Origin of the sequence: Paenibacillus barengoltzii NBRC 101215 (assembly GCF_004000745.1) — a bacterium.
GTDB classification, from domain to species: Bacteria; Bacillota; Bacilli; order Paenibacillales; family Paenibacillaceae; genus Fontibacillus; species Fontibacillus barengoltzii.
On record NZ_BILV01000002.1, the window covers coordinates 116382 to 136744 of the forward strand.

The following is a 20363-nucleotide window of genomic DNA, read 5'->3' on the forward strand; positions in this document are numbered from 1 at the left end:
CAAAATATTGATGAAATTAATATTTGAAATGATGGTGTCAACAGTGACTTAATAGGGAATCTGGTGTAAACCCAGAGCTGCCCCCGCAACTGTAAGTGTGGACGAGTTGAACATACCACTGTATCGAATCGTGTTCAGCGATGATATGGGAAGGGTTCAAGGAGGATGAAGCACAAGCCAGTAGACCTGCCGCATTTCTTTGGTTTCATATCTTCGGGGTGTGAGAGGGTGAAACGACGCAGCAGAAATCGATGTTGATTTCATGCTTTATTTGGTTGCGCCATTGCGTCGTTCCAAGAGCTCGCCTCAATTTGAGGTGAGCTCTTTCAGGTTAATATGACTAAATAGGCTGATAAAGGAGGGTGCATATGAGAATTGTGTTTGATTCCAAAACGGGAAATGTCAAAAGATTTGTTCAGAAGCTGGGTATGGTATGTGACCAAATCAAGCCGGATCTGCAAATCGACGAACCTTTTATATTGATTACTTATACAACAGGGTTTGGACAAGTGCCGCAGACAACCAAGGAATTCTTGAGCCATAAAGGACAATTACTTCAGGGAGTTGTTTCCAGCGGGAATATGAATTGGGGCAAATTATATGGACATGCGGCTGACCTGATTTCTGAACAATATGATGTGCCGGTATTAATGAAGTTTGAACTAAGTGGAACAAACAAAGATGTCGCTCGATTTAAGCAGGAGGTTGATCAGATTGTCTACTCAAATCGCCAAATGGATTCAGCTTAACAATGAAATTATGGTCCAAAAAAATGGAAGCTTTCAATTTCATAAAGATCTTGAAGCGGCCAGAAGTTACTTTGTAGACCATATCAATCAAAATACCGTATTTTTCCATAACCTGAAAGAAAAGATCGATTACTTAATTGAAAATGATTATTATGAGAAGGAAATTTTCGATCAATATACATTCGAAGAAGTGAAGTTTATTTATGAGTATTTATATGCGAAGAAATTCCGTTTTCCTTCTTTCATGAGTGCATTTAAATTCTATAATAACTATGCCTTATTGACCAATGACGGCTCGAAAGTGCTCGAGAGGTACGAAGATCGAATCGCCATCGTGTCTTTATTTTTGGCAAGGGGAGATTTCGAGAAGGCCAAGAAATATGCGGATATCCTCATTTCGCAGGAATATCAACCCGCAACGCCGACTTTCCTGAATGCAGGGAAGAAGCGTCGCGGGGAGTTGGTCAGCTGTTTTTTGCTTGAGGTTAACGATTCGATGAATTCGATTGGTTTTGCCATTAATTCTGCGCTTCAGCTAAGCAAGATTGGTGGAGGCGTAAGCTTAAATCTGAGCAAGATTCGGGCAGCAGATGAACAGATTAAAGGCTTGGATGGGAAAGCAAGTGGAGTATTGCCTGTCATGAAGCTATTTGAGGATGCATTCTCCTATGCGAATCAATTGGGGCAGCGCGATGGTAGCGGAGTTGTTTACCTCAATATCTTCCATGCTGATATTCAAGAGTTTTTGGATACCAAAAAGATTAACAGTGATGAAAAAATACGCATTAAAACACTTTCCTTGGGTGTTGTTGCGCCGAATATCTTTTTTGAGCTGGTCGAACAGGATAAGGATATGTACTTGTTTTACCCTTTGACCGTTTACAAAGAGTATGGTATTCACCTAGACGATATGGATATAAGCGCCATGTACGAAGAGTTGGTTAACAACCCAAGAATCCGCAAGAAGAAAATCGCTGCACGAGACCTTATTCTCAAGATTGCTCAGACGCAGATGGAGTCCGGATATCCATATATCATGTTCGTTGATAACGCGAATAAAAATCATGCCCTTAAAGAACTGGGGCGGGTTAAATTCTCGAATTTGTGCAGTGAAATTGCCCAACTCAGCGAAGTATCCATCATTAATGATTATGATGAAGAAGATATTATTAATCGGGACATTTCCTGTAACCTTGGCTCTCTCAATATTGTAAATGTGATGAAGAACAAGCGCATGAGAGAAACCGTTCATTATGCGATGGATGCATTGACAGAGGTTAGTGATCGTTCTGATGTCCGGATTGTTCCTTCAGTAGCCAAAGCGAACCGTGAACTACATTCTGTGGGGCTTGGTGCGATGAACCTTCACGGTTTCCTGGCTAAAAACAAGATCGCCTATGAGTCGAAAGAAGCAAGAGACTTCGTTCGCACCTTCTTTATGATGATGAATTATTATTCGATTGAACGGTCCATGCTAATTGCAAAAGAACGTAAAGAAACGTTTGTTGGCTTCGAGAAAAGCGAGTATGCAAATGGTAATTACTTTGATCGATATCTAACAACGGATTATTCTCCAGTAACGGACAAGGTCAAGGAACTGTTTGACGGACATGAGATCCCGACGATTGAAGATTGGAAGAAATTGAAAGAGGATGTGGCAAAATACGGCTTGTACCATGCCTATCGCTTAGCGATTGCTCCAACGGGTTCAATCTCCTATTTGCAATCCTCAACCGCCTCGATCGCGCCGATTACGCAACGAATTGAAGAGCGGGAATACGGTGATTCCAAGACGATATATCCGATGCCGTTCCTGAGTGAGGAAACTTATTTTTACTATAAAGAAGCCTATGATATGGATATGTTTAAATTGATTGACCTGGTTGCTGAGGTACAGGTACATATTGATCAAGCAATATCTACCGTATTGTATGTTAAAGATGATCTTACGACGCGTGATCTTGCCATGTACTATATCTATGCACAGAAGAAAGGGTTAAAGACGCTTTACTATACCCGAACAAAAAAGAAGACGATAGAAGAATGCGTTAGCTGTGTTGTCTGAGGGGGATAACGTGAATGAATAGATACGAAGCTGTAAACTGGAACTCGCCTGAAACAGAATATACTGAGCTCCTGTGGACGCAGAATACCTCGCAATTCTGGCTGGATACCGAAATTCCAGTCTCTAAAGATCTGAAATCATGGGCGAAGATGAGTGCAAAAGAACAGCTCGCTTACATGCGTGTTCTGGGCGGTTTAACGCTGCTGGATACCGAACAGGGGAATGTAGGCATGCCGATGATTGCACAATATGTAGAGGAGAAACAGAAGAAAGCGATACTCATCTTCCAGGCTGCTATGGAAGAAATTCATGCGAAGAGCTACAGCACGATATTTACCACAGTGGCCAGTGCTGAGATGATCAATGACACGTTTGAATGGGTAAAGGAAAATAAACATCTGCAGTATAAGACGTCCGTAATTGATGCCATTTATCGTGATATCAAGCCAGGAGATGGTCTTAGCTTATATAAAGCAATGGTGGCCTCGGTATTCCTTGAAAGCTTTCTGTTCTACTCCGGCTTTTTCTATCCGTTATACTTGGCCGGTCAAGGAAAGATGGTAGCCAGCGGAGAAATAATCAAGCTGATTATTCGGGATGAAAGTGTCCATGGAGTATTTGTCGGCCTGCTTGCACAAGAAGTATTTGAAGGTTTAAGTGAAGAAGAGAAGCATTTGGCAACTGAATTTGTTCCGAAGTTACTGGACGATCTTTATCATAACGAAATCGAATATTCTGAAATGCTGTACGATGATATTGAACTGACCCATGAAGTGAAGAAATATATACGTTATAACGGGAATAAAGCGCTAATGAATCTGGGGCTGGAGCCTCTTTTTGAAGAAGAAGATGTCCATCCCGTCGTCTTGAATGGCATTCGTACGGAAACGAGCACACATGATTTCTTCTCTACGAAAGGCAATGGTTATCAAAAGGGGAAGGTGGAACCGTTGCAGGACAACGATTTCATCATTCTCAATGAAAGAGTCAAGCAATCGAATATCTTTGAATAGAAATAACCGAGTTGATTTCAGGTATTTGTTACAGGGATCAACTCGGTTTTTTTAAAAATTATAATTACGTAAAATAATAATTTGACGAATAATTAGATATGGATTATTCTAGAAACAGGAGGTGCGCGTTCCACATGGATAAAACGACCAAAGCTCATTATATGAGCCGCATTGATGAGAAATTAACGGATTTGCCTTGGTACGTGACTGAATATATCGATACGCGCAAACGGAAACTGTCGCATACCACATTACTGAATTATTGTCATGATTACATCATTTTCTTTGATTGGCTCGTGGCTGAACGATTCGCAGCTCCCAGTCGGAAAGAAGTTGAACTGTCTGTACTCGAAAAATTGACGGTTCGAGAAATCGAAAGCTTTCTGACGTTCCTAGAATATCAGTTAGGCAACTCCAAATTAACGATCAACCGTAAGTTATCAGCGCTCAAATCACTGTTTGATTATTTACAGAATAAAGCGGAAACCGCGGATCTGAAGCCTTATCTTGAGCGTAATGTGATGGCCAAGATTGAATTTAATGCACTGAAAGAAAGCCAAGAAACGATCGCTAACCGGATTGAAGGCAAAATTTTGCGGGCCGATGATTTTGAGCTGTTTCGGCAGTTTGTGGCTTATGATTTTGGTGAGCAAAACCGGGAGAACAAACGATTGAATCAATTTCACGAATTTAATCGCGAACGGGATACTGCTATCGTATCCTTAATTCTGGGATCCGGATTACGATTATCTGAAGTAGCCGGCATCAACCTGGAAGATCTCGATATGAACAAAGGCTTGGTACGAGTCATTCGCAAAGGGAACAAGGAACAATACGTCTATTTCAGTGAACAAGCGAAGTTGGATCTGGAAAATTATTTAAATATTCGTGAAGCGCGGTATAAACCGGAAAAATCCGAAACCTACTTATTTATGGGCGCGCCGATCGGACGTAAAGGCAAAAACCGGCGATTAACGCCAAGATCAATTGAGAAGCTGATCGAGAAATATGCGAAGGCTTTTGGGAAGCCGGCATTAACCGTACACGCACTGCGTCATTCTTTCGCAACGCGTTATCATCAGGAGAATAACGATGTGCCGCGGCTGAAGAACCAGTTAGGCCACGCCTCGATTCAAACTACGATGATCTATACACACTTAACGGATGAAGAGATGCGTAAAGCTGTCATTAATATGGATAAGTAAAATCCAAGCATACAAGATCGCCGGGAAGCAGTTAATCAGGCTCCTGCGGCCTTCTCGTTATGACATCTTCACAAAACCCGTATTTTGTACATATGTATATCGATATCATAATGAACTCTGTCAAAGCTCATGATTAGCTCTTGATTGTCTTTAGTTTGTAATATTTACAATCCAATCACTTAGATTCCATTTCGATTGAATTCTTCTTTCGCCAATGCAATTACGTTCTGAATAAACGGTGCTTTACGCAACGTATACGTTTGTCGATCAGAACAAATCTCGGCTAATTCACGCTTTAAGTTCAAATATTGAGCCGCAACATCCGGATACTTAATTAAATAGTCTCGAAACAAAATCATGTTCTTCCAATCTTCACTTTGATATTCATACACATGGAGATGATGCGTGCCCTTCCCCCACTCGCCTCTTCGAAAGAACAGCCGATAGGGGAACTCCTCTTTCGGAACGTATTCAAAGCCGATCTGGCTAAGCAGCGAGATGGCACTATCATCGATTATAGTCAGTCGCTCTACCGCCACCGCAATATCTATAATCGGCTTCGCCGCCATGCCAGGAATTGATGTGCTGCCTACATGTTCAATTCGCTTCACCTTATCCCCCAGCAAAGTCAGTATGCGATGACGATCTTTCTCAAATTCCTGAGGCCAAAGGCAGCTATAGTTACTGAGTGTGACTTTGTTTGTCATCAATATCCCCCCTCAACGGACAGCAATAAAAAAACGATGGATCGGCTCCACCGCTAACTTTAACTCATTTTATAGGATGAAATCAATCTTTATGAATTGTTCTGCAAAAGTCGATCCATTGTTAACATAATATATATTCTGTTATCTTCTACTTTACAAACTGAAACCAACTGAAATCAAAATGACTGCCCGGCAAAAAGATAAACGTCACATCCTGAACGCCTGTCACGCGCTCTAACGGGAATTCTTTGATCTCGTACCCGTCCGTTTGTGTAAATTCGATTAACTGACGGTGTTCTTTGCCATTTGCAGTGAACTGCACATGGATCGTATTTTTATCAATGGGTGAATGTCCGCAAATCAACAGCTTTGTTGCTCCTTCTTCCTCAAAGTCTAGCTGCTTCATCTCCAGCGACACATTGTTCCCAATCCCTTCCACGTTGGTCCCTTCGATTCGGAAGCTGTCCCCGTAGATATGATCACATTCCGCAGCCGCGTTCTGTTGAAAAGCCCGATTTTGGCGAGTGAATGAGAACCCTTTGAGATGAATTTTCTGCTGCAGCACAAAGCAAATGGAAGAGATGCCGCGAAGCCGCTTCTTCAAACGAAACGTCGCTTCCTGATACACATTCCACCGGGTTTCCTTCTGATATATCACTTCTGCAATCTTCTCGCTGCCCTCTTCATCTGGCATCCCTTCCCAGATTTGAATCAGATAAGGCTCGCTGGTTAATGCAAAGATCGGCAGCGTAATTTCATCCGACCCGTGTAGGCCGAAATCAAGATTCCGGAAGCCGACCCGAGATTCCCCGTCTCTGCTGGTTGCCACGCCTCTTTCATTGCCGTTTCCGATCTCGCCATAGTGATAATCGTACAATCCTGCCGAGATAAAGCCATATGGATCTTTCTGCGCCTCACCCAGCCCCGCTGCTTGAAACTCCAGCTCGGAGATCAGCTTGGTTTTGTCTGTACCGTTGCGGCTCGTGCAACGAACGCGGAAGCGCCCGTCCCCCAGAGCATGTAGTCTCGCTTGACGTCCATCCGCCTCGATTTGAGCAAGGTTAGATGGAATCCCCGCATCGTTAACAACGCTCCACTCCACTTCCGTGTAGGTGGTATTCGCCGGGTAAAGCTTGGCTTCCAGTTGGATTTCGGAAAGCCTGGCCGTCAGCTGTTGTCCGGATAACGTGAGGATCTCGATTTTTCGCAGCGGAATTTCATCCCTATCCCCCATCACAATCGGCAAATTCTGATTTCCAAGGTGAGCGGAAATCCCTGTGATGGAACCCGGATCTACCGGCCGAGATTCAAGACTGATGCTCTGACTTTCCATCCCTTTCGAGCTGACTTTCACGACGATCGTGCCTGGAGTTGGGTTAGCCGCTACGATGGCCATCGCTTTTCCGCTGAACAATCTCCGGCTCGTGCCTTTGTACGGATCGTAGTCCGTGCTGTCTCCGTTATCCAATCCAATGAGCCGCCCGGCTCCCGTGACCTCTACAGTCACTCGGTTGTTCGCATTTTGCACTGGATTAGCTTCTTCATCCTCCATAGAGATTTCAATGAATGCCAGATCAGTACCGTTGGCCAGTAACCATGATTTATCGGATTTAAGTTTGATGCGTGCAGCATCTTTAAAGGATCTTTGTACGTCCGTTGCAATAATTTCGCCCTGCTCATTATAAGCAATCGCTTTAATTTCCCCGGGTTGATAAGGGATTTTCCATGTGGGAACAAGCTCGCGTCCGTGCTGATGATCAATCGTCCTGCTTCCCTGAGAGACCCCATTCCAAAACAACTCGACGTTTGGGGCATTGGAGCAAACTCGAACATCAATGAGTTGACCCGGACTAAAATCCCAGTACGGAAAGAGATGAACCATCGGCCGCTCCCTGTAATCCGTCCATGCCGATTGATAGATGTAATAGGAATCTTTCGGAAAAGTCGCGGTATCCAACTGGCCAAAATAAGCGTTTTTCGTATGATAAGGGGTCGGTTCCCCGATATAATCAAACCCCGTCCACAGAAATTGCCCCATCGAGAAAGGCGTATCCCGTTCTGCCACGATGCAGGCCTCCGCGGATTTGGCTCCCCAGCTGGTTGGGCTGTTGCCTAACGCGGAGCATTGTTCATCGTCATCCGCCAGAATCGACTGCTCCAACGGGAAGTGATAAATCCCCCGGCTCTGCACCACCGATGATGTCTCACTGCCATAAATGATCCAGTCCGGATGTTCGGCATAATGGCGTTCATAGTATTTTTCCGCATAATTATATCCGGCCACTTTCACGATATCCGCGCATTTCTGGGCATTTTCCCAAGGCATGTAGTTTGAACCGATGGTCACCTTCCCGTTCTGTTTAGGGTCGTGCTTATGCACTTCTTCCATCAACATCCGGGTGATTTCCTGCCCTCTCTCATCTGCATGGGTATCATAGATTTCGTTCCCAATGCTCCACATCAACAGGCTGGGGTGGTTCCGATCCCGTCTGACCCAGCTCTCTACATCCCGCAAGGCCCATTCCTTAAAAAAACGGGCATAGTCATACGTCGTTTTCGGTCGCTCCCACGTATCAAACGCTTCTGACACCACAAGCAGCCCCATTTCATCTGCCAGATCCATCCATTCTGGGGCAGGCATGTTGTGAGCGGTACGGACCGCGTTCACGCCCATCTCCTTCAACAGGCGAAACCTGCGTCTTAACGCCTCTTGGTTAAAGGCGCTTCCCAACGCTCCAAGATCATGATGCTCGCAGACCCCGTTAAGCTTCAAGGGAGCTCCGTTGATGAAAAGCCCCTTCTCTGGATCCATGATCACTTCGCGGAACCCCACGGGTTGGGTCACCTTTTCAATAACTAAAGACGCTTCCCTCCCTGCGCTCTCCCCTGACGTTGGTAAGGAAAGCTCCGTAATGAGCGTATACAAATGAGGATCATTAGGGCTCCAAAGCCGAGGAGCAGCCAGCTTCAGGGTTTGAACGTTTTGAATCCCCGTCCCCGGCTGAATTGCAGGTACAAGTGTTGCTGATGAGGTTTGCACGACAACCCCTTTGTAAACCAGGTTGTGTGTCAGCATCAACTCTGGATAGCGCTCTGGTTCGATCCGCACCTCCGTCTCGATTTCCATATGCCATTCCTGCCCCGCGCGTCGGGTAGATACATAGATCCCGTTCGTTTCGATATAAGCGCTGCGGCTGCGGGTCTTCAGCCAAACATTACGGTAGATCCCCGCCCCGGAATACCACCGGCTGTTGGGACGTAAGTGAACGACTTTAACCAGGATTTCGTTTTCCCCAAGCACAAGCGCTTCTGTCATCTCATGTTCAAACGAGGAGTACCCGTACTTCCATTCCCCGATCCGCTTACCGTTCACATAGAGCGTCGAATCCATATATACGCCGTCAAAAGCGAGCACAACCTCCTGTTCTTCCGTACTGCCGGAATAAAAGAAGGTTTTACGGTACCAACCGATGCTGTTCTCATAAAGGTTCAGCGTATCATAGATCAACCAGTCATGGGGCAGATCAACCGGTTCAAACGTAAGCCCCTGCAGCTCCGATCGATTCAGGGTCTCTTGAACCTCAGTTGCCATTGCCGTTTGTTGGACCTCGGAAGGTTCCACACTTCTTTTGGCAAAAGTCCATCCCTCATTAAAAAGAATTTTTGAGTTCATCCCATCTGCTCTCGCTTTCTTATTGCATCATGAATTTAATAAATTGTTCTCCCCTGCTCATCCGGAATCCCGGATTTACGGTAAAAATACGTATTGATCTGATCCCGCCACTCCCGGGCATGCTCCGCTTGTTCCAGAAGACGGCTCCGCCCGTTCTCAAACGCTTCTTCATCCATCTGCCCTTCCAGCGTCAACCAAGCGTCCAGAAACTGTTGCGCCTGCTCCGCGCCAGCGAAGCGGGTGTCATAGATGTGCTGGATCACCGTTTTGCCGGAATGCAGCCGATGGGTATAAGGGACATGGTGAAAAAATAACAGCAGTTCATCCGGGCACGTATCCAGCGATTCATAGCGGCTCGCATTCGGCTCACGATATTGGGCCGTATAGCCCGTGCCTGACTTCACCGTGCGGTCCACCCCGATCCCGTCCCGATCTGCAAAATGGTACGTCCCCCATCTGGAGTATTCATATCCGTCCACATTCGGCCCATAGTGATGATGGGGATTCACCATCCATCCCACGCCAAGCGGGGCGGTATATTGCTCATAAGTCAGCCACGAGGTCATCAAGAGGTTGAGGATCACCTCTGTTCGTTGAGTAGACCCGCTGCCAAACGTAAGCGCAATCCATTCTCGAGCGATCTGCTCCGCTGATAGGTTGCAATTCCAGACCAAACGTCCATACCCGTATAGATTGGCTTGAGCCAGAATATGCCCCGTCCAATTCCGATCATCGCCGATATTGGAAACCGCCGCAACACCGCCTAATTTCCGGCCATACAGCGAACCGGATACGATTTTGGCAACTTCAGATCCTTCGCCTTGAGCATACGTATCAAACGCGAGAATTTCCTTCCATTGCGGAACCAAATAACAGACATGTCTGGCTTGACCCGTATACTCCTGGGTAATTTGCAGCTCCAGCATCTGGTTAGTATCCGGCATGGCACCAAACAGCGGCGATACCGGCTCTCGAACCTGAAAGTCCATCGGACCGTTTTTGATCTGCAAAATCACGTTGTCCTCAAACTGTCCGTCCAGCGGCTTAAAATGGTCATACGCTGCTTTGGCCCGGTCGGTTGTACGGTCTCGCCAATCCTGGAAGCAGTTATAGACGAAGCAGCGCCAAATGACCAGGCCGCCATACGGCTTCAGCGCTTCGGCCAGCATATTGGCTCCGTCGACGTGATTCCGGCCATAGGTGAACGGACCAGGGCGGGACTCAGAATCGGCTTTGACCAGAAAACCACCGAAATCGGGAATGACCTCGTAAATGTCATCGGCTGCCTTTTTCCACCATGCGATCACATCCTCGTCTAGCGGGTCGGCGGTTGGCAGATGTCCCACTACGATCGGACTGGCGAAGTTGATGCTGAGAAAGGTGGTGATCCCATATTTCCGAAAGATGTCCGCAATTCTCGCCACCTCGGCTAACATTGGCTGCTTGATTAACCATGATTCACGCTCATGCACATTCACATTGTTGATGGCGATGGCGTTAATTCCCGTAGAAGCTAGCATCCGGGCATACTCCTGCACGCGAGTCAGGTCCGATTGAATCTCGTTGTTCTTGTAAAAAATAGAGCCTCCCGCATACCCGCGTTCAATGCTGCCATCCAGGTTGTCCCACTGATTGATCATCCGCAGACCGTTATCGGGAGATTCCTGAATATTCAACGCTTCAATCGATTCCCCCATTTGCATCAGGCGAAGCAGATGGAAAGCCCCGTATAAGGCACCCCGCTCAGAAACACCTGCAATAAGCAGGTGTTTCCTTCCGTCCTGAGACAACGTTTTGATCACATAACTGTCTTCGGATGCTTCAGCCAGCGGGGCTAGCGCTTCGTCGAATTGATCCGATTGTCCTCTGACTCCAAGCCATACCGAGAATTTTTCGGCGGGATCGTGGACGCACTGAGGTTTCATATGCAACATCGATTCCATCCCCTTCTGAAGCTCGTAGATCACACTTGTCAGAAGTGGACTTGGATTTGTAGGCGTGACCAGCTCCCTGCACCATTTCTGGTATTGCTCTAACATTTCCGGGTGATCCACAGCCGCATATCGCAGCCAGCAAGGATCTGCTTGTCGTTTTTGCGCCTCAAGTTCCATGAGTATTTCCCTCCAAAGCATTTTTCCGATTTCCACTCATCCCGCAGTTTCCTTGATTAATGAGCTTTGGCGAAGGCTTGCGCATATTCTTCAGCCACTTTGTCTCCGCCAGATTGCTTGAACTTCTCGACTTGCCGTTTCCATTCGTTTTCATCGATTTTCCCCATAATAAACTGAACTTTGGCATCCAGCAGAATCTGCGTGAGCTCTGCGCCTCTCTCTGCCCATGTATCAGACACTAAGCTCATGGTCGGATCCTTGATCGCATATTGCTCATTGTCCTTCTCGACCTGCAGCACTTTCTCAGAGATCGGATCCAAATCACCAGGAGTTTTGATGTCCGTTAATGGAACGGTCACCAGCGGTTTATTGTAAGGGAACGATACTTCATTGTCGTACTGCTCTTGATTCGTGCGAACGGGCTTGCCATCTTTCATTTCGTAATGCTTGCCTTCAATCCCCCATTCCAGCAGATCTGCCATGGGCTTATCTGCCAGCTTGTCGAAGAAGGTGAGCAGCTGCTTCAGTTCGGCTTCACTCTTGACGCTGGATTTCGGGAACATCAGAATCCCGTTGGAGCCGCGGTCGGCGGCAACTCGTCTTCCGTTTGGTCCTTCCAAAGCGCTGACAAAATTGAGCTTAGCATCCGGGTTTACTTTTTCAACGCGGGTCTGGAAGCCTAATACGTTATTGGTCGTAGCATTAATCACGCCCGCTTTGCCATTCTCCAAGTTCCCTTCGTTTTGACCTACATCAATCGTAGCAAAATCCTTGTTCATCAAGCCCTCCTCAAACAGCTTGCGCATAAACTTGAGATAGTTCAGATACTCGGGTGTCTCTTCGGCCTTCACGAACTTTCCATCCACTTCGCCCCAGTTGTTTGGCGCGCCGAAGGCAACCCCAAGATCAAACGACAAGGACGTGTTGGAGATCATGGCCGTTAAGCCGATCGTGTCCTTTTTGCCGTTTTGGTCTGGATCCTGCTCGGTAAATGCCTTAAGGACCTCGTACATCTCATCAATAGTTTGCGGCGGCTGTATCCCGAGATTGTCGAGCCAATCCTGACGGAATACCGAGGTGTACCGGGAGACTGGACGGAAACGCGGAATCCCGTACAACCGGCCGTCAATGGAGACGTTGTCATAGACAAGCTGCGGCATGGAGGACAGATTTTTGTACTCCTTAATCAGATCCGTAATATCCCAGAAGGCGCCGTTTTGGGCCGCCGTAATGAGATAGGATTGATTGGGCGCACCGCAGCTGGCAAGCACTTGGGGCAATTCGCCGGAAGCGATCATCACCGGGAGCTTGGTACAGAAATCGTTGCTTGAAATATGAGTGATATCTAAATCCGTATTCGTATATTGCTCGATCGCTTTCTCAACTTCATTATCTTTGGACGGAACCTCTTTGCCGTCAAAATTCAGGGTCATTTTGATCTTCAGCGGTTGATCGCTTGATGCGGCGCTGCTGCTCGAATCTGCGCTGTTTTCCTTGGAGCCGCACCCTGCAAGCAGCGAACCGGTCAGAATAAGGGCGAGCGCCCCGAGGCACCAGCTTTTCCAACGAAGTGGTTTTTGCAACATATCGATATCTCCTCCCTTTTGAAGAGCTCTGCCGGTTATCCTTTTACCGAACCTAACAGAGCCCCTTTCGCGAAATGTTTTTGCAGAAACGGGTACACGATCATGATCGGCAGCGTCGATACGACGATGACCGCCATTTTGACGCCTTGGCCATAATAGGCCACACTTTCTCCGCCATCCCCCGCCCCTAAGCCAGCAGAGGCCAGAATGACGATCTGTCTGAGAATGACCTGAACAGGCCATAAATCCGGTTCATTGATGTACAAAATGGCATTAAAGTATTGATTCCAGATGCCTACAGCGTAAAACAACCCAAAGGCAGCCAACGCCGGCAGGGATAGCGGGAGTACAATCCGCAACAGCACCGTTAATTCATGCGCACCGTCAATTTTCGCCGATTCGATCAGCTCCATCGGCACGGTTGAGAAGAAATCCCGCATCACAATCAGATAAAAGGCGCTGATCAGCCCTGGAATCATTAAAGACCAGGTGCTGTCGAGCATATGAAGATTTTTTACAACGAAATAGGTTGGAATCATCCCGCCCTGAAACACCATGGTGAACAGCACCATCAGCAGGATCCCGCTGCGCCCCGGCAAAAACTTAAACGACAGCGAATAAGCCATCAGCGCCGTGGCTAACAAACTCAGAAACGTTCCCAGCACGGTAATGTACACCGATACGCCGATACTGCGGATAAACGTTTGAGTGGAGAAGATATACCGATAGGGTTCCAAGGAGAATTGCGTGGGCCATACGACATTTTGATTTGAAAAAGATGTGATCAGCACATACACAAACGGCAAAAACATCGCCAGCCCCACGAGCCCCAGCAGCACATAATTGAAGCTGTCAAACAACCGGCTCCACTTGGTTGGATGCGTATGCATTTCCTTGCCTCCCTTCTAGTAGATGCCTTCTTCGCCAAACCATTTGGCAATTTTATTGGCGAGGATGACCAGAATAAATCCGATCACGGATTTAAACAACCCGACCGCCGTGCTGTAGCTGAACTGCCCCTGCATGAGGCCCACGCGGTATACGTAAGTGTCAAACACCTCACCCACCTCGCGGTTGATCGCGTTCAGCATCAGAAAGATTTGTTCAAAGCCAAGATCCAGGAACGTGCCTAATCGCAAGATGAACAGAATCACGATCACACTGCGGATGGACGGAAGCGTAATATGCCAGAGCAACCGGAACCGGTTCGCCCCGTCCATTTTCGCTGCCTCATACAGCTGCGTATTTACTCCAGCCAAAGCAGCCAGGAAAATAATCGTTCCCCACCCCGCGTCCTTCCAAATGAGCTGAAGGATAATCAGCGGGCGAAACCAAGTTGTACTCGTCAGAAACTCTACCGGTTGTCCGCCCAAACTCGTAATCCAGCTGTTAATGATACCGTTTTCAGTGGAAAGCAGCACATAGGTAATCCCAGCGATGACCACCCAGGATAGGAAATGCGGAACATATACCAGCGTCTGGACAAATCTTTTGAACAGCTCACTGCGAATTTCATTAAGCAGCAAAGCAAGAATGATGGTGACGGGGAAAAAGATCACCGTATTGTACAAGCCCAGCAGAAGCGTGTTGCGGAACAACTGCCAAAACTCATCCATGCCAAAAAATCTTTCAAAATGCCTTAAACCAACCCACTCGCTCCCCATCAGACCCGCATATGGCTGATAATTCTTGAAAGCCATGATCAGCCCCCACAGCGGGACATATTTAAAGAGAATGAAGTACACGATTCCCGGGATCATAAAGAGATAAAGCCAGCGATACTTCCACAGTGCGCGAAAGCGGTGTCCGGTTTCGATTCTCCAGTTCACGGTACGCTTTTCAATTTCTACTACGTTCACATGCCTCACCCTTTGTGTCTGGAAGTCGGTTTGCTAAGAAGTTCTACTGTTGCATCGCCCGGTAGTCTCCCGGCGTCACACCACATTCCTGCTTGAACACTTTGTAAAAATGAGCCTGACTTTTAAAGCCGATCGCATTGGCAACCTGCTCTAACGGAAGATGGGGCAGTTCCCGCAATAGCACTTTGCCCTTCTCAATCCGCAGGCTTCGCAAATACTGAACAAAGGTCTGATCCGTCTCCTTCTTTAGTAGACTGCATACATAACTCGGATGAAGGTCCAGATATTCCGCGACGTCTTCCAGCGAGATATCCCGCATATAGTTGCTTTGGATAAAGTTCTTAAACCTCCGGATGTTGTAATTGCTTCCCGAATGATTGACTTGGCCGGACTTCTGCTTCGGGTTCTCCTCCTTGAGCGTTTTCCGCTCCTCAACAATCTCCATCGACAATCGATTTAAGAGGTTGGACAGCTCCAGGTGATCCACCGGCTTCAGCAAATAATCTTTGACCTGAAGACGGATCGCCTTCCGGGCATATTCAAAGGTTTCATAGCCAGTCAAAATCACAAAACGAGTCGCCGCCTGCTTCTCGGTAACGGCCAGGATCAAATCCAGTCCGTCCAGCTCCGGCATTTGGATATCGGTAATCAGGACGTCCGGTTGGAACTCTTCTGCGATCCGCAGCGCTTCGACACTGTCGCTAACCCCTACAATATCCGTGAATGGCGTCTTCATTTTACGAATCAGATGCTGCATGCCTTTGACAATAATAGCCTCGTCGTCCACGATCATCAGCTTAAGCATGGCGTCCTCCTTCACGTCCAAGAAAGGTCGTTATCGTCGTTCCTTGCCCTTCAATGCTTTGAATCGCAAGCCCGGCTTCATTTCCATAGAAAGCTTTCAGCCGCTCGTTCACGTTATGCAAGCCAATCCCGCCGGAAGAAGAGAGTTGGTTGACCGCCAGAACGCCCTCCAATACTTCACGAATGCGTGACAACCGTTCTGCCGGGATCCCGGTTCCGTTGTCCGCTATTTTCAACACCACACCGGCTGCCTGCTGGGTCATTTCCAAACGCAGATTTGCCGGCCCTCTAAGGTTTTTGAACCCATGGAGAAGGCTGTTCTCAACTAAAGGCTGCAGGATAAATCTTGGGCAAGGAATCTGAAGCGCTTCCATATCAATCTGGAAATCGATTTGAAGCTTATCCCCCATCCTCACTTGATGGATATCGAGATAATGTCGAACGTTCTCCAGTTCCTTGCCTAAGGTGCTGACGTCCTTCGTTTTGGACAAGCTGTATCGGAGAAGCTTCCCCAGCTTTTGGCCAATTTCCGCGACCTCATGATCTTCGTTCAGCGCAGCCAGCATACACATCGTTTCCAGCGTGTTGTACAGGAAGTGGGGATTGATTTGCGCCTGCAGCATTTTGATCTCCGCTTCCTTCTTGAGCAGTTCCGTTTGCTTCACCATCTGTGTCAATTCATCCACCCGGCCGATCATCAAGTTGTAGGAAGAAATCAGAAATCCGATTTCATCCGAACCCCCTTCCCCGGAGTATACGGCTTGCTTCGGATCCTCCACTCTTCTTAAGTGGCGGGAGAACCGGACAATTCGCAAGGTAATCGACGTGGCGATCGTAAAATAGACTACGGATAACCCGGTAAGCAGGAGGATTCCCACACCAAGCGAAAGTCCAGTCGTCTGCCAGAAATCCAGAGCATCTCGCGTGTCATACACCTTTACCACCGTCAGGTTAAAACGTTCTATTTTCGCGGCACCTATCAAGTATCGATGATCTTTCGTGAAGAAGGTGGTTATCCCCGCTTGTGGCAGCTGATGGAGAATCTCCCTTTTCTCCCGTTCCTTCAGCTTGCTGTCCGGTTCTTCATACAGCAGGTTCCCGCTGTCATCCGCCACGATCTTCCATACGTCTTCCGGGCTCTGCTGGGCATCGAAGAACTGTTTAAAGAGGCCATCGTTTAACGAGATTTGCAAGACGCCGATGGAACGGGTGTAGCTGTTATTGTACATCTTGTGCAAATAGCGGATCGCGGGAAGCACGTTCAGCGAATTCGATTTCTCGTATGCCCAAAGCCCCTTGTTCGGAGTAAGAAGCTGAACTTCCTCAGCCTGCGGTGTATCGGTAAATCTGGCGATATCCTGAACTTCAGGGGAAAGAATTGGAAGATCCGGATTCGCTTTATACATGGTAATTTTGTCGACCAGCTGGTTGGAAATGTAGGCAAAGGAGAAGGTTGGACTAATCTCCCGCTTGTACCTGTACGCCTCCGCCCAATCGGTTGCGCTGAATCCTCCCAAGTAATCCGTCAGGCTGGTGTTGTTTTGAAACAGGGCATGCATCGCTTCGATTTTCGTCAGATCGACCTCCAAGTTCCGGTAAGACTGCTCTAACATCTGAGATTTCCCGCTCTTCAAGTGATCCAACTGATTGTTGTACATCTGTCTATAAAAGATAAATCCAAATACGGCAAACGGAATGCAGATCAGCAGGATATAGCCGATAAACAATTTGTGAACCAGGCGCAGATTGCGCAAGCGTGCTGTAATCGGTTGCAAAATGGAGTTCATGAACTTTTCACCTTCGGCTTCCATTTAGTTTCGCCCTATTATAGCACGTCATTTTGAGAGACAAAGCTGGTGAATCTATCGTTTTCGAAAACTTACCTTCATTATAAAATTGCCTCGTTTGATCCGGTACTTTCGATTTTTTATGTTTGACTCCTTATTTTTAAGGAGCTTGTTGTTGCGGCTGGAAAAACAAAATAACCCGCGCACATGCACGGGTTATCCATCCTCAATCTATCTCAAAGCAAGGTCACCTTCTGAAAAGTGTTATCCTTCATCGTTCGCACGACGCGAATATTTTTGATGTTCGTAGGATGCCCAAGTACGGTTTTGAACACCCAGTAGGGAGCTAAATCTCTGATTTCAACTTCTTCCCCTAGCTCTGTTTTGATGAGATGGATAAAGTCTCCCATGTTTGGAGCTTGTCCAACCTCTTTAAAGAAGGAGATTTGTCGAAAGGTTCGCTCCCCAGATAAGGAGGTGATTTCCAGGGTTGTGGTATATTTTTCCTTGGATATGATTTCATTCTCCTGATCCTTGTGCTCTGCCATGTTAATGATTTCCCTCTCCACAAAATTTTTTCTCTATGATTTATATCGACCGAGGGTAGAAAATAAATTATCTCTTTCTTTTCATTTCTTAAATTTTTTCATTTTTGCCTCGATTGCGCGCCCACTGGCAAGACTCCCTCTGCCTTTAACTGACCAAGCAGCACCTGGATCGCCGCTTGAGTGTTGGGTTCCTGTTTTCCGTAAACGGCAAGCGCTGAGCGCACATTCTGCACATACATCGTTTCGTACGGATTGCCCAGGGATAAGAGCACGTACCGCTTATTCGCCTTGTTTAGCGTATCAACCACCGTTTGAATATCGGACCATCCGAACTCACTAGCTACGTTACGGAACTGATAGGAGGCTAAGATGACATAATCCGCTTGCTCCATCGTCTGAAGCGCCCCTGATGTATTGCCTTGACTCATCACGGCAATCTCCGTTTTTAGCGACAGGTTGCCGGCAGCTTGGGTCAGCTGTCTTTGGAGCTGCTCCGCTTGCTCCTGATCGGATGCCGCAATAACAACCCTGTCACTTGGTTGAATGGAATCAGGATTTGCACCATCACGGCTGGCGAGGACGGTGACGGCTCGCTCTGCAATTTCCCGCTCTACCGCCCGATGTTCCTCAGAACCAATCGTTTTGAGCGCGCTGAACTTCTGAGTAAGGGGATCCTCTTCATCAAATAATCCGTATTTCGCTTTCAACTCCAAGATACGTTTCACTGACTTGTGGATCGTTTCCACCGGAATACGCCCCTTCTTCACTGCTTGAACCAACGTTTTATGGGCAGCTTCCGGATCCTGCGGCATCAGAATAATATCAACGCCCGCATTAACAGCTCGTTCGACCGCTTGCTTTTCTCACATGCTCATTCTCAATCGCCGGAAAGGCAATATGTGCGGTCATGATCATCTCCACACCGCCTTCAATCGCGGTCCGAAACGGCTTCAGCTCCACCGCATCAAGCCGCTCTCGGTTATGCGTCAAGACGGGCAAGCCCAAATGGGAGTCCACGGTCGTATCCCCATGCCCTGGAAAATGCTTCACAGCTGCGATCACCCCAGCTTGACGCAGCCCTTGAATCGTGTCGAGACCAAGTCGTGATACCAAATCCGCGTCCGCACTAAAGGAACGCATCCCGATGATGGGATTATCTGGATTACTGTTCACATCGAGGACCGGAGCAAAATTGACCTGCAATCCCAGCGCCCGCAACTCCTCCCCTGTGAGCTTTCCCGCCGCTTTAGCCAGTTTCGGATCTCCGGATGCGCCCAGCGCCATCTGACCTGGCAGATTCGTTCCCCCGGGGATGCGCTTAATCACGCCGCCTTCCTGGTCAACGCCAAGAAAGAGCGGAAGTTCTCCGGCTTCTTTTTGCAGATCATGGGTGAGCTGTACGACCTGACGGGCATTCACGATGTTTTTATCAAAAAGAATCATCCCGCCTAAATCCAAGTCCTGTACGGTGCGTTTCAATCCTTCATTTACGGTAGTGGTCGGTTGGCCATTCCATTGCCTCATGTCAGGCATCAGCATTTGGCCCACTTGTTCGCTCAATGTCATATAGGAGATCAACTTGTCCCAGTCCTGCAACGCGATGGCCGCTTCACGTTCAAAGCGAATCACCCGGGCCAGAAACACCGAAAACTCCGCTCGCGTAACGGAACGATCTGGCCGATACGTGCCATCGGTATACCCGCCGATCAGTCCATTGGAGCTCATGAGTTGAATGGGCTCAGCCGCCCAATGGTGCTGAACATCTGTTAAGCTAACCGACATCCCCCCTGTCGTAAGCGCATATGCGCGAGTTAAAAATGCAGCGGTCTCCGCACGACTCATCGCTGCATCTGGATGGAAGGAACCATCGGGAAACCCGCTGGCCAGCCCATAGTGCTCGGCAATGCCAATTTCATGATAAAAAGGATGGGTTGATTGTACATCCGTATAGCTTGGGCTTACCGCCCCGGATTGCAGTTGCTCCGGATACAGCTCTCTTACGAGAAAAGTTACGGCCTGCGCCCGAGTCACTGGTTTCTCTGGTGCAAACTTCCCATTTCCAACTCCAGCAACAGTTCCCCTGTCCGCCATGTAGGTAATGCTGTCTTCCGCCCATTTCACATGCTGGAGATCCGAAAACCGTTCTTCAGCTGCAGCACTCCCTGCCAAAATAAACATGGAGCTGAGAACAGCACCTACCATCGTCATCATTTTATGTTTCATCTGTCTACCTCTCTAGTTGTCTTTTAAAAGGTT

General features: G+C 47.6%; 15 protein-coding genes and 1 riboswitch. Of the genes, 4 read left to right on the top strand and 11 right to left on the bottom strand.

Annotated features, from left to right (window positions below; translation table 11 throughout):
• The first annotated feature begins 14 nt into the window (after positions 1-14).
• Positions 15-208, top strand: a riboswitch (cobalamin riboswitch).
• A gap of 160 nt (positions 209-368) precedes the next feature.
• The 4 genes from nrdI (at position 369) to xerS (ending at position 5032) form a co-directional block, all read left to right on the top strand.
• Positions 369-749: a class Ib ribonucleoside-diphosphate reductase assembly flavoprotein NrdI gene (nrdI, locus tag PBA01S_RS01575; RefSeq protein ID WP_127575150.1), complete on the top strand. Its 381-nt coding sequence runs from the start codon at positions 369-371 to the stop codon at positions 747-749.
• Between the two features lie 10 nt (positions 750-759).
• Positions 760-2814 (top strand): class 1b ribonucleoside-diphosphate reductase subunit alpha, encoded by a 2055-nt coding sequence (gene nrdE / locus PBA01S_RS01580; RefSeq protein ID WP_255315265.1) that lies wholly within the window; start codon positions 760-762, stop codon positions 2812-2814.
• Between the two features lie 14 nt (positions 2815-2828).
• Complete coding sequence (nrdF, locus tag PBA01S_RS01585; RefSeq protein ID WP_127575152.1) at positions 2829-3827, top strand: class 1b ribonucleoside-diphosphate reductase subunit beta; 999 nt, start codon at positions 2829-2831, stop codon at positions 3825-3827.
• Between the two features lie 134 nt (positions 3828-3961).
• Entirely contained in the window at positions 3962-5032 is a 1071-nt protein-coding gene (xerS, locus tag PBA01S_RS01590) for a tyrosine recombinase XerS (protein ID WP_127575153.1), read from the top strand.
• A 179-nt stretch (positions 5033-5211) separates the two neighbouring features.
• Here the strand turns inward: xerS and PBA01S_RS01595 are convergent, their stop codons facing one another.
• The 11 genes from PBA01S_RS01595 to PBA01S_RS01645 all read right to left on the bottom strand — a co-directional run bounded on the left by PBA01S_RS01595 (position 5212) and on the right by PBA01S_RS01645 (position 20330).
• Positions 5212-5739, bottom strand: coding sequence for a GrpB family protein (locus PBA01S_RS01595; RefSeq protein WP_028537633.1), 528 nt, complete (start codon positions 5737-5739; stop codon positions 5212-5214).
• A gap of 148 nt (positions 5740-5887) precedes the next feature.
• Positions 5888-9412 carry a glycoside hydrolase family 2 TIM barrel-domain containing protein gene (locus PBA01S_RS01600; RefSeq protein ID WP_127575154.1) on the bottom strand — a complete coding sequence of 1175 codons (3525 nt, stop codon included), beginning with the start codon at positions 9410-9412 and terminating at the stop codon, positions 5888-5890.
• A gap of 35 nt (positions 9413-9447) precedes the next feature.
• A complete protein-coding gene (locus PBA01S_RS01605) occupies positions 9448-11523 on the bottom strand; it encodes an alpha-glucuronidase family glycosyl hydrolase (protein ID WP_127575155.1) in 2076 nt (691 codons plus the stop codon).
• A gap of 56 nt (positions 11524-11579) precedes the next feature.
• A complete protein-coding gene (locus PBA01S_RS01610) occupies positions 11580-13109 on the bottom strand; it encodes an extracellular solute-binding protein (protein WP_051416805.1) in 1530 nt (509 codons plus the stop codon).
• A 35-nt stretch (positions 13110-13144) separates the two neighbouring features.
• Positions 13145-13999, bottom strand: a complete 855-nt coding sequence (locus tag PBA01S_RS01615; RefSeq protein ID WP_028537637.1) for a carbohydrate ABC transporter permease — start codon at positions 13997-13999, stop codon at positions 13145-13147.
• Positions 14000-14014: 15 nt separating this feature from the next.
• Entirely contained in the window at positions 14015-14938 is a 924-nt protein-coding gene (locus PBA01S_RS01620) for an ABC transporter permease (protein WP_232228271.1), read from the bottom strand.
• 73 nt (positions 14939-15011) lie between these two features.
• The gene (locus PBA01S_RS01625) at positions 15012-15773 is read right to left on the bottom strand and encodes a response regulator transcription factor (RefSeq protein ID WP_127575156.1); all 762 of its coding nucleotides are present in this window, start codon (positions 15771-15773) and stop codon (positions 15012-15014) included.
• A complete protein-coding gene (locus tag PBA01S_RS01630) occupies positions 15766-17559 on the bottom strand; it encodes a sensor histidine kinase (RefSeq protein WP_164744061.1) in 1794 nt (597 codons plus the stop codon). The genes PBA01S_RS01625 and PBA01S_RS01630 overlap by 8 nt, the downstream gene beginning before the upstream one ends.
• Before the next feature lie 236 nt (positions 17560-17795).
• On the bottom strand, positions 17796-18107 hold the full coding sequence (locus tag PBA01S_RS01635) for a hypothetical protein (protein WP_127575158.1): 312 nt from the start codon (positions 18105-18107) through the stop codon (positions 17796-17798).
• A 98-nt stretch (positions 18108-18205) separates the two neighbouring features.
• Entirely contained in the window at positions 18206-18919 is a 714-nt protein-coding gene (locus PBA01S_RS01640; protein WP_127575159.1) for a hypothetical protein, read from the bottom strand.
• A 22-nt stretch (positions 18920-18941) separates the two neighbouring features.
• Positions 18942-20330, bottom strand: coding sequence for a glycoside hydrolase family 3 N-terminal domain-containing protein (locus PBA01S_RS01645; RefSeq protein ID WP_127575160.1), 1389 nt, complete (start codon positions 20328-20330; stop codon positions 18942-18944).
• Positions 20331-20363 lie beyond the last annotated feature (33 nt).

What these genes read in the sequence shown, in the direction of transcription:
- PBA01S_RS01630 (WP_164744061.1), bottom strand. Translation starts at nt 17,559, where the DNA reads ATGAACTCCATTTTGCAACCGATTACAGCACGCTTGCGCAATCTGCGC.
- PBA01S_RS01625 (WP_127575156.1), bottom strand. Translation starts at nt 15,773, where the DNA reads ATGCTTAAGCTGATGATCGTGGACGACGAGGCTATTATTGTCAAAGGC.
- nrdE (WP_255315265.1), top strand. Translation starts at nt 760, where the DNA reads ATGGTCCAAAAAAATGGAAGCTTTCAATTTCATAAAGATCTTGAAGCG.
- PBA01S_RS01610 (WP_051416805.1), bottom strand. Translation starts at nt 13,109, where the DNA reads ATGTTGCAAAAACCACTTCGTTGGAAAAGCTGGTGCCTCGGGGCGCTC.
- PBA01S_RS01600 (WP_127575154.1), bottom strand. Translation starts at nt 9,412, where the DNA reads ATGAACTCAAAAATTCTTTTTAATGAGGGATGGACTTTTGCCAAAAGA.
- PBA01S_RS01645 (WP_127575160.1), bottom strand. Translation starts at nt 20,330, where the DNA reads ATGAAACATAAAATGATGACGATGGTAGGTGCTGTTCTCAGCTCCATG.
- PBA01S_RS01595 (WP_028537633.1), bottom strand. Translation starts at nt 5,739, where the DNA reads ATGACAAACAAAGTCACACTCAGTAACTATAGCTGCCTTTGGCCTCAG.
- nrdF (WP_127575152.1), top strand. Translation starts at nt 2,829, where the DNA reads ATGAATAGATACGAAGCTGTAAACTGGAACTCGCCTGAAACAGAATAT.
- xerS (WP_127575153.1), top strand. Translation starts at nt 3,962, where the DNA reads ATGGATAAAACGACCAAAGCTCATTATATGAGCCGCATTGATGAGAAA.
- PBA01S_RS01605 (WP_127575155.1), bottom strand. Translation starts at nt 11,523, where the DNA reads ATGGAACTTGAGGCGCAAAAACGACAAGCAGATCCTTGCTGGCTGCGA.
- nrdI (WP_127575150.1), top strand. Translation starts at nt 369, where the DNA reads ATGAGAATTGTGTTTGATTCCAAAACGGGAAATGTCAAAAGATTTGTT.
- PBA01S_RS01640 (WP_127575159.1), bottom strand. Translation starts at nt 18,919, where the DNA reads ATGCCGCAGGATCCGGAAGCTGCCCATAAAACGTTGGTTCAAGCAGTG.
- PBA01S_RS01635 (WP_127575158.1), bottom strand. Translation starts at nt 18,107, where the DNA reads ATGGCAGAGCACAAGGATCAGGAGAATGAAATCATATCCAAGGAAAAA.
- PBA01S_RS01615 (WP_028537637.1), bottom strand. Translation starts at nt 13,999, where the DNA reads ATGCATACGCATCCAACCAAGTGGAGCCGGTTGTTTGACAGCTTCAAT.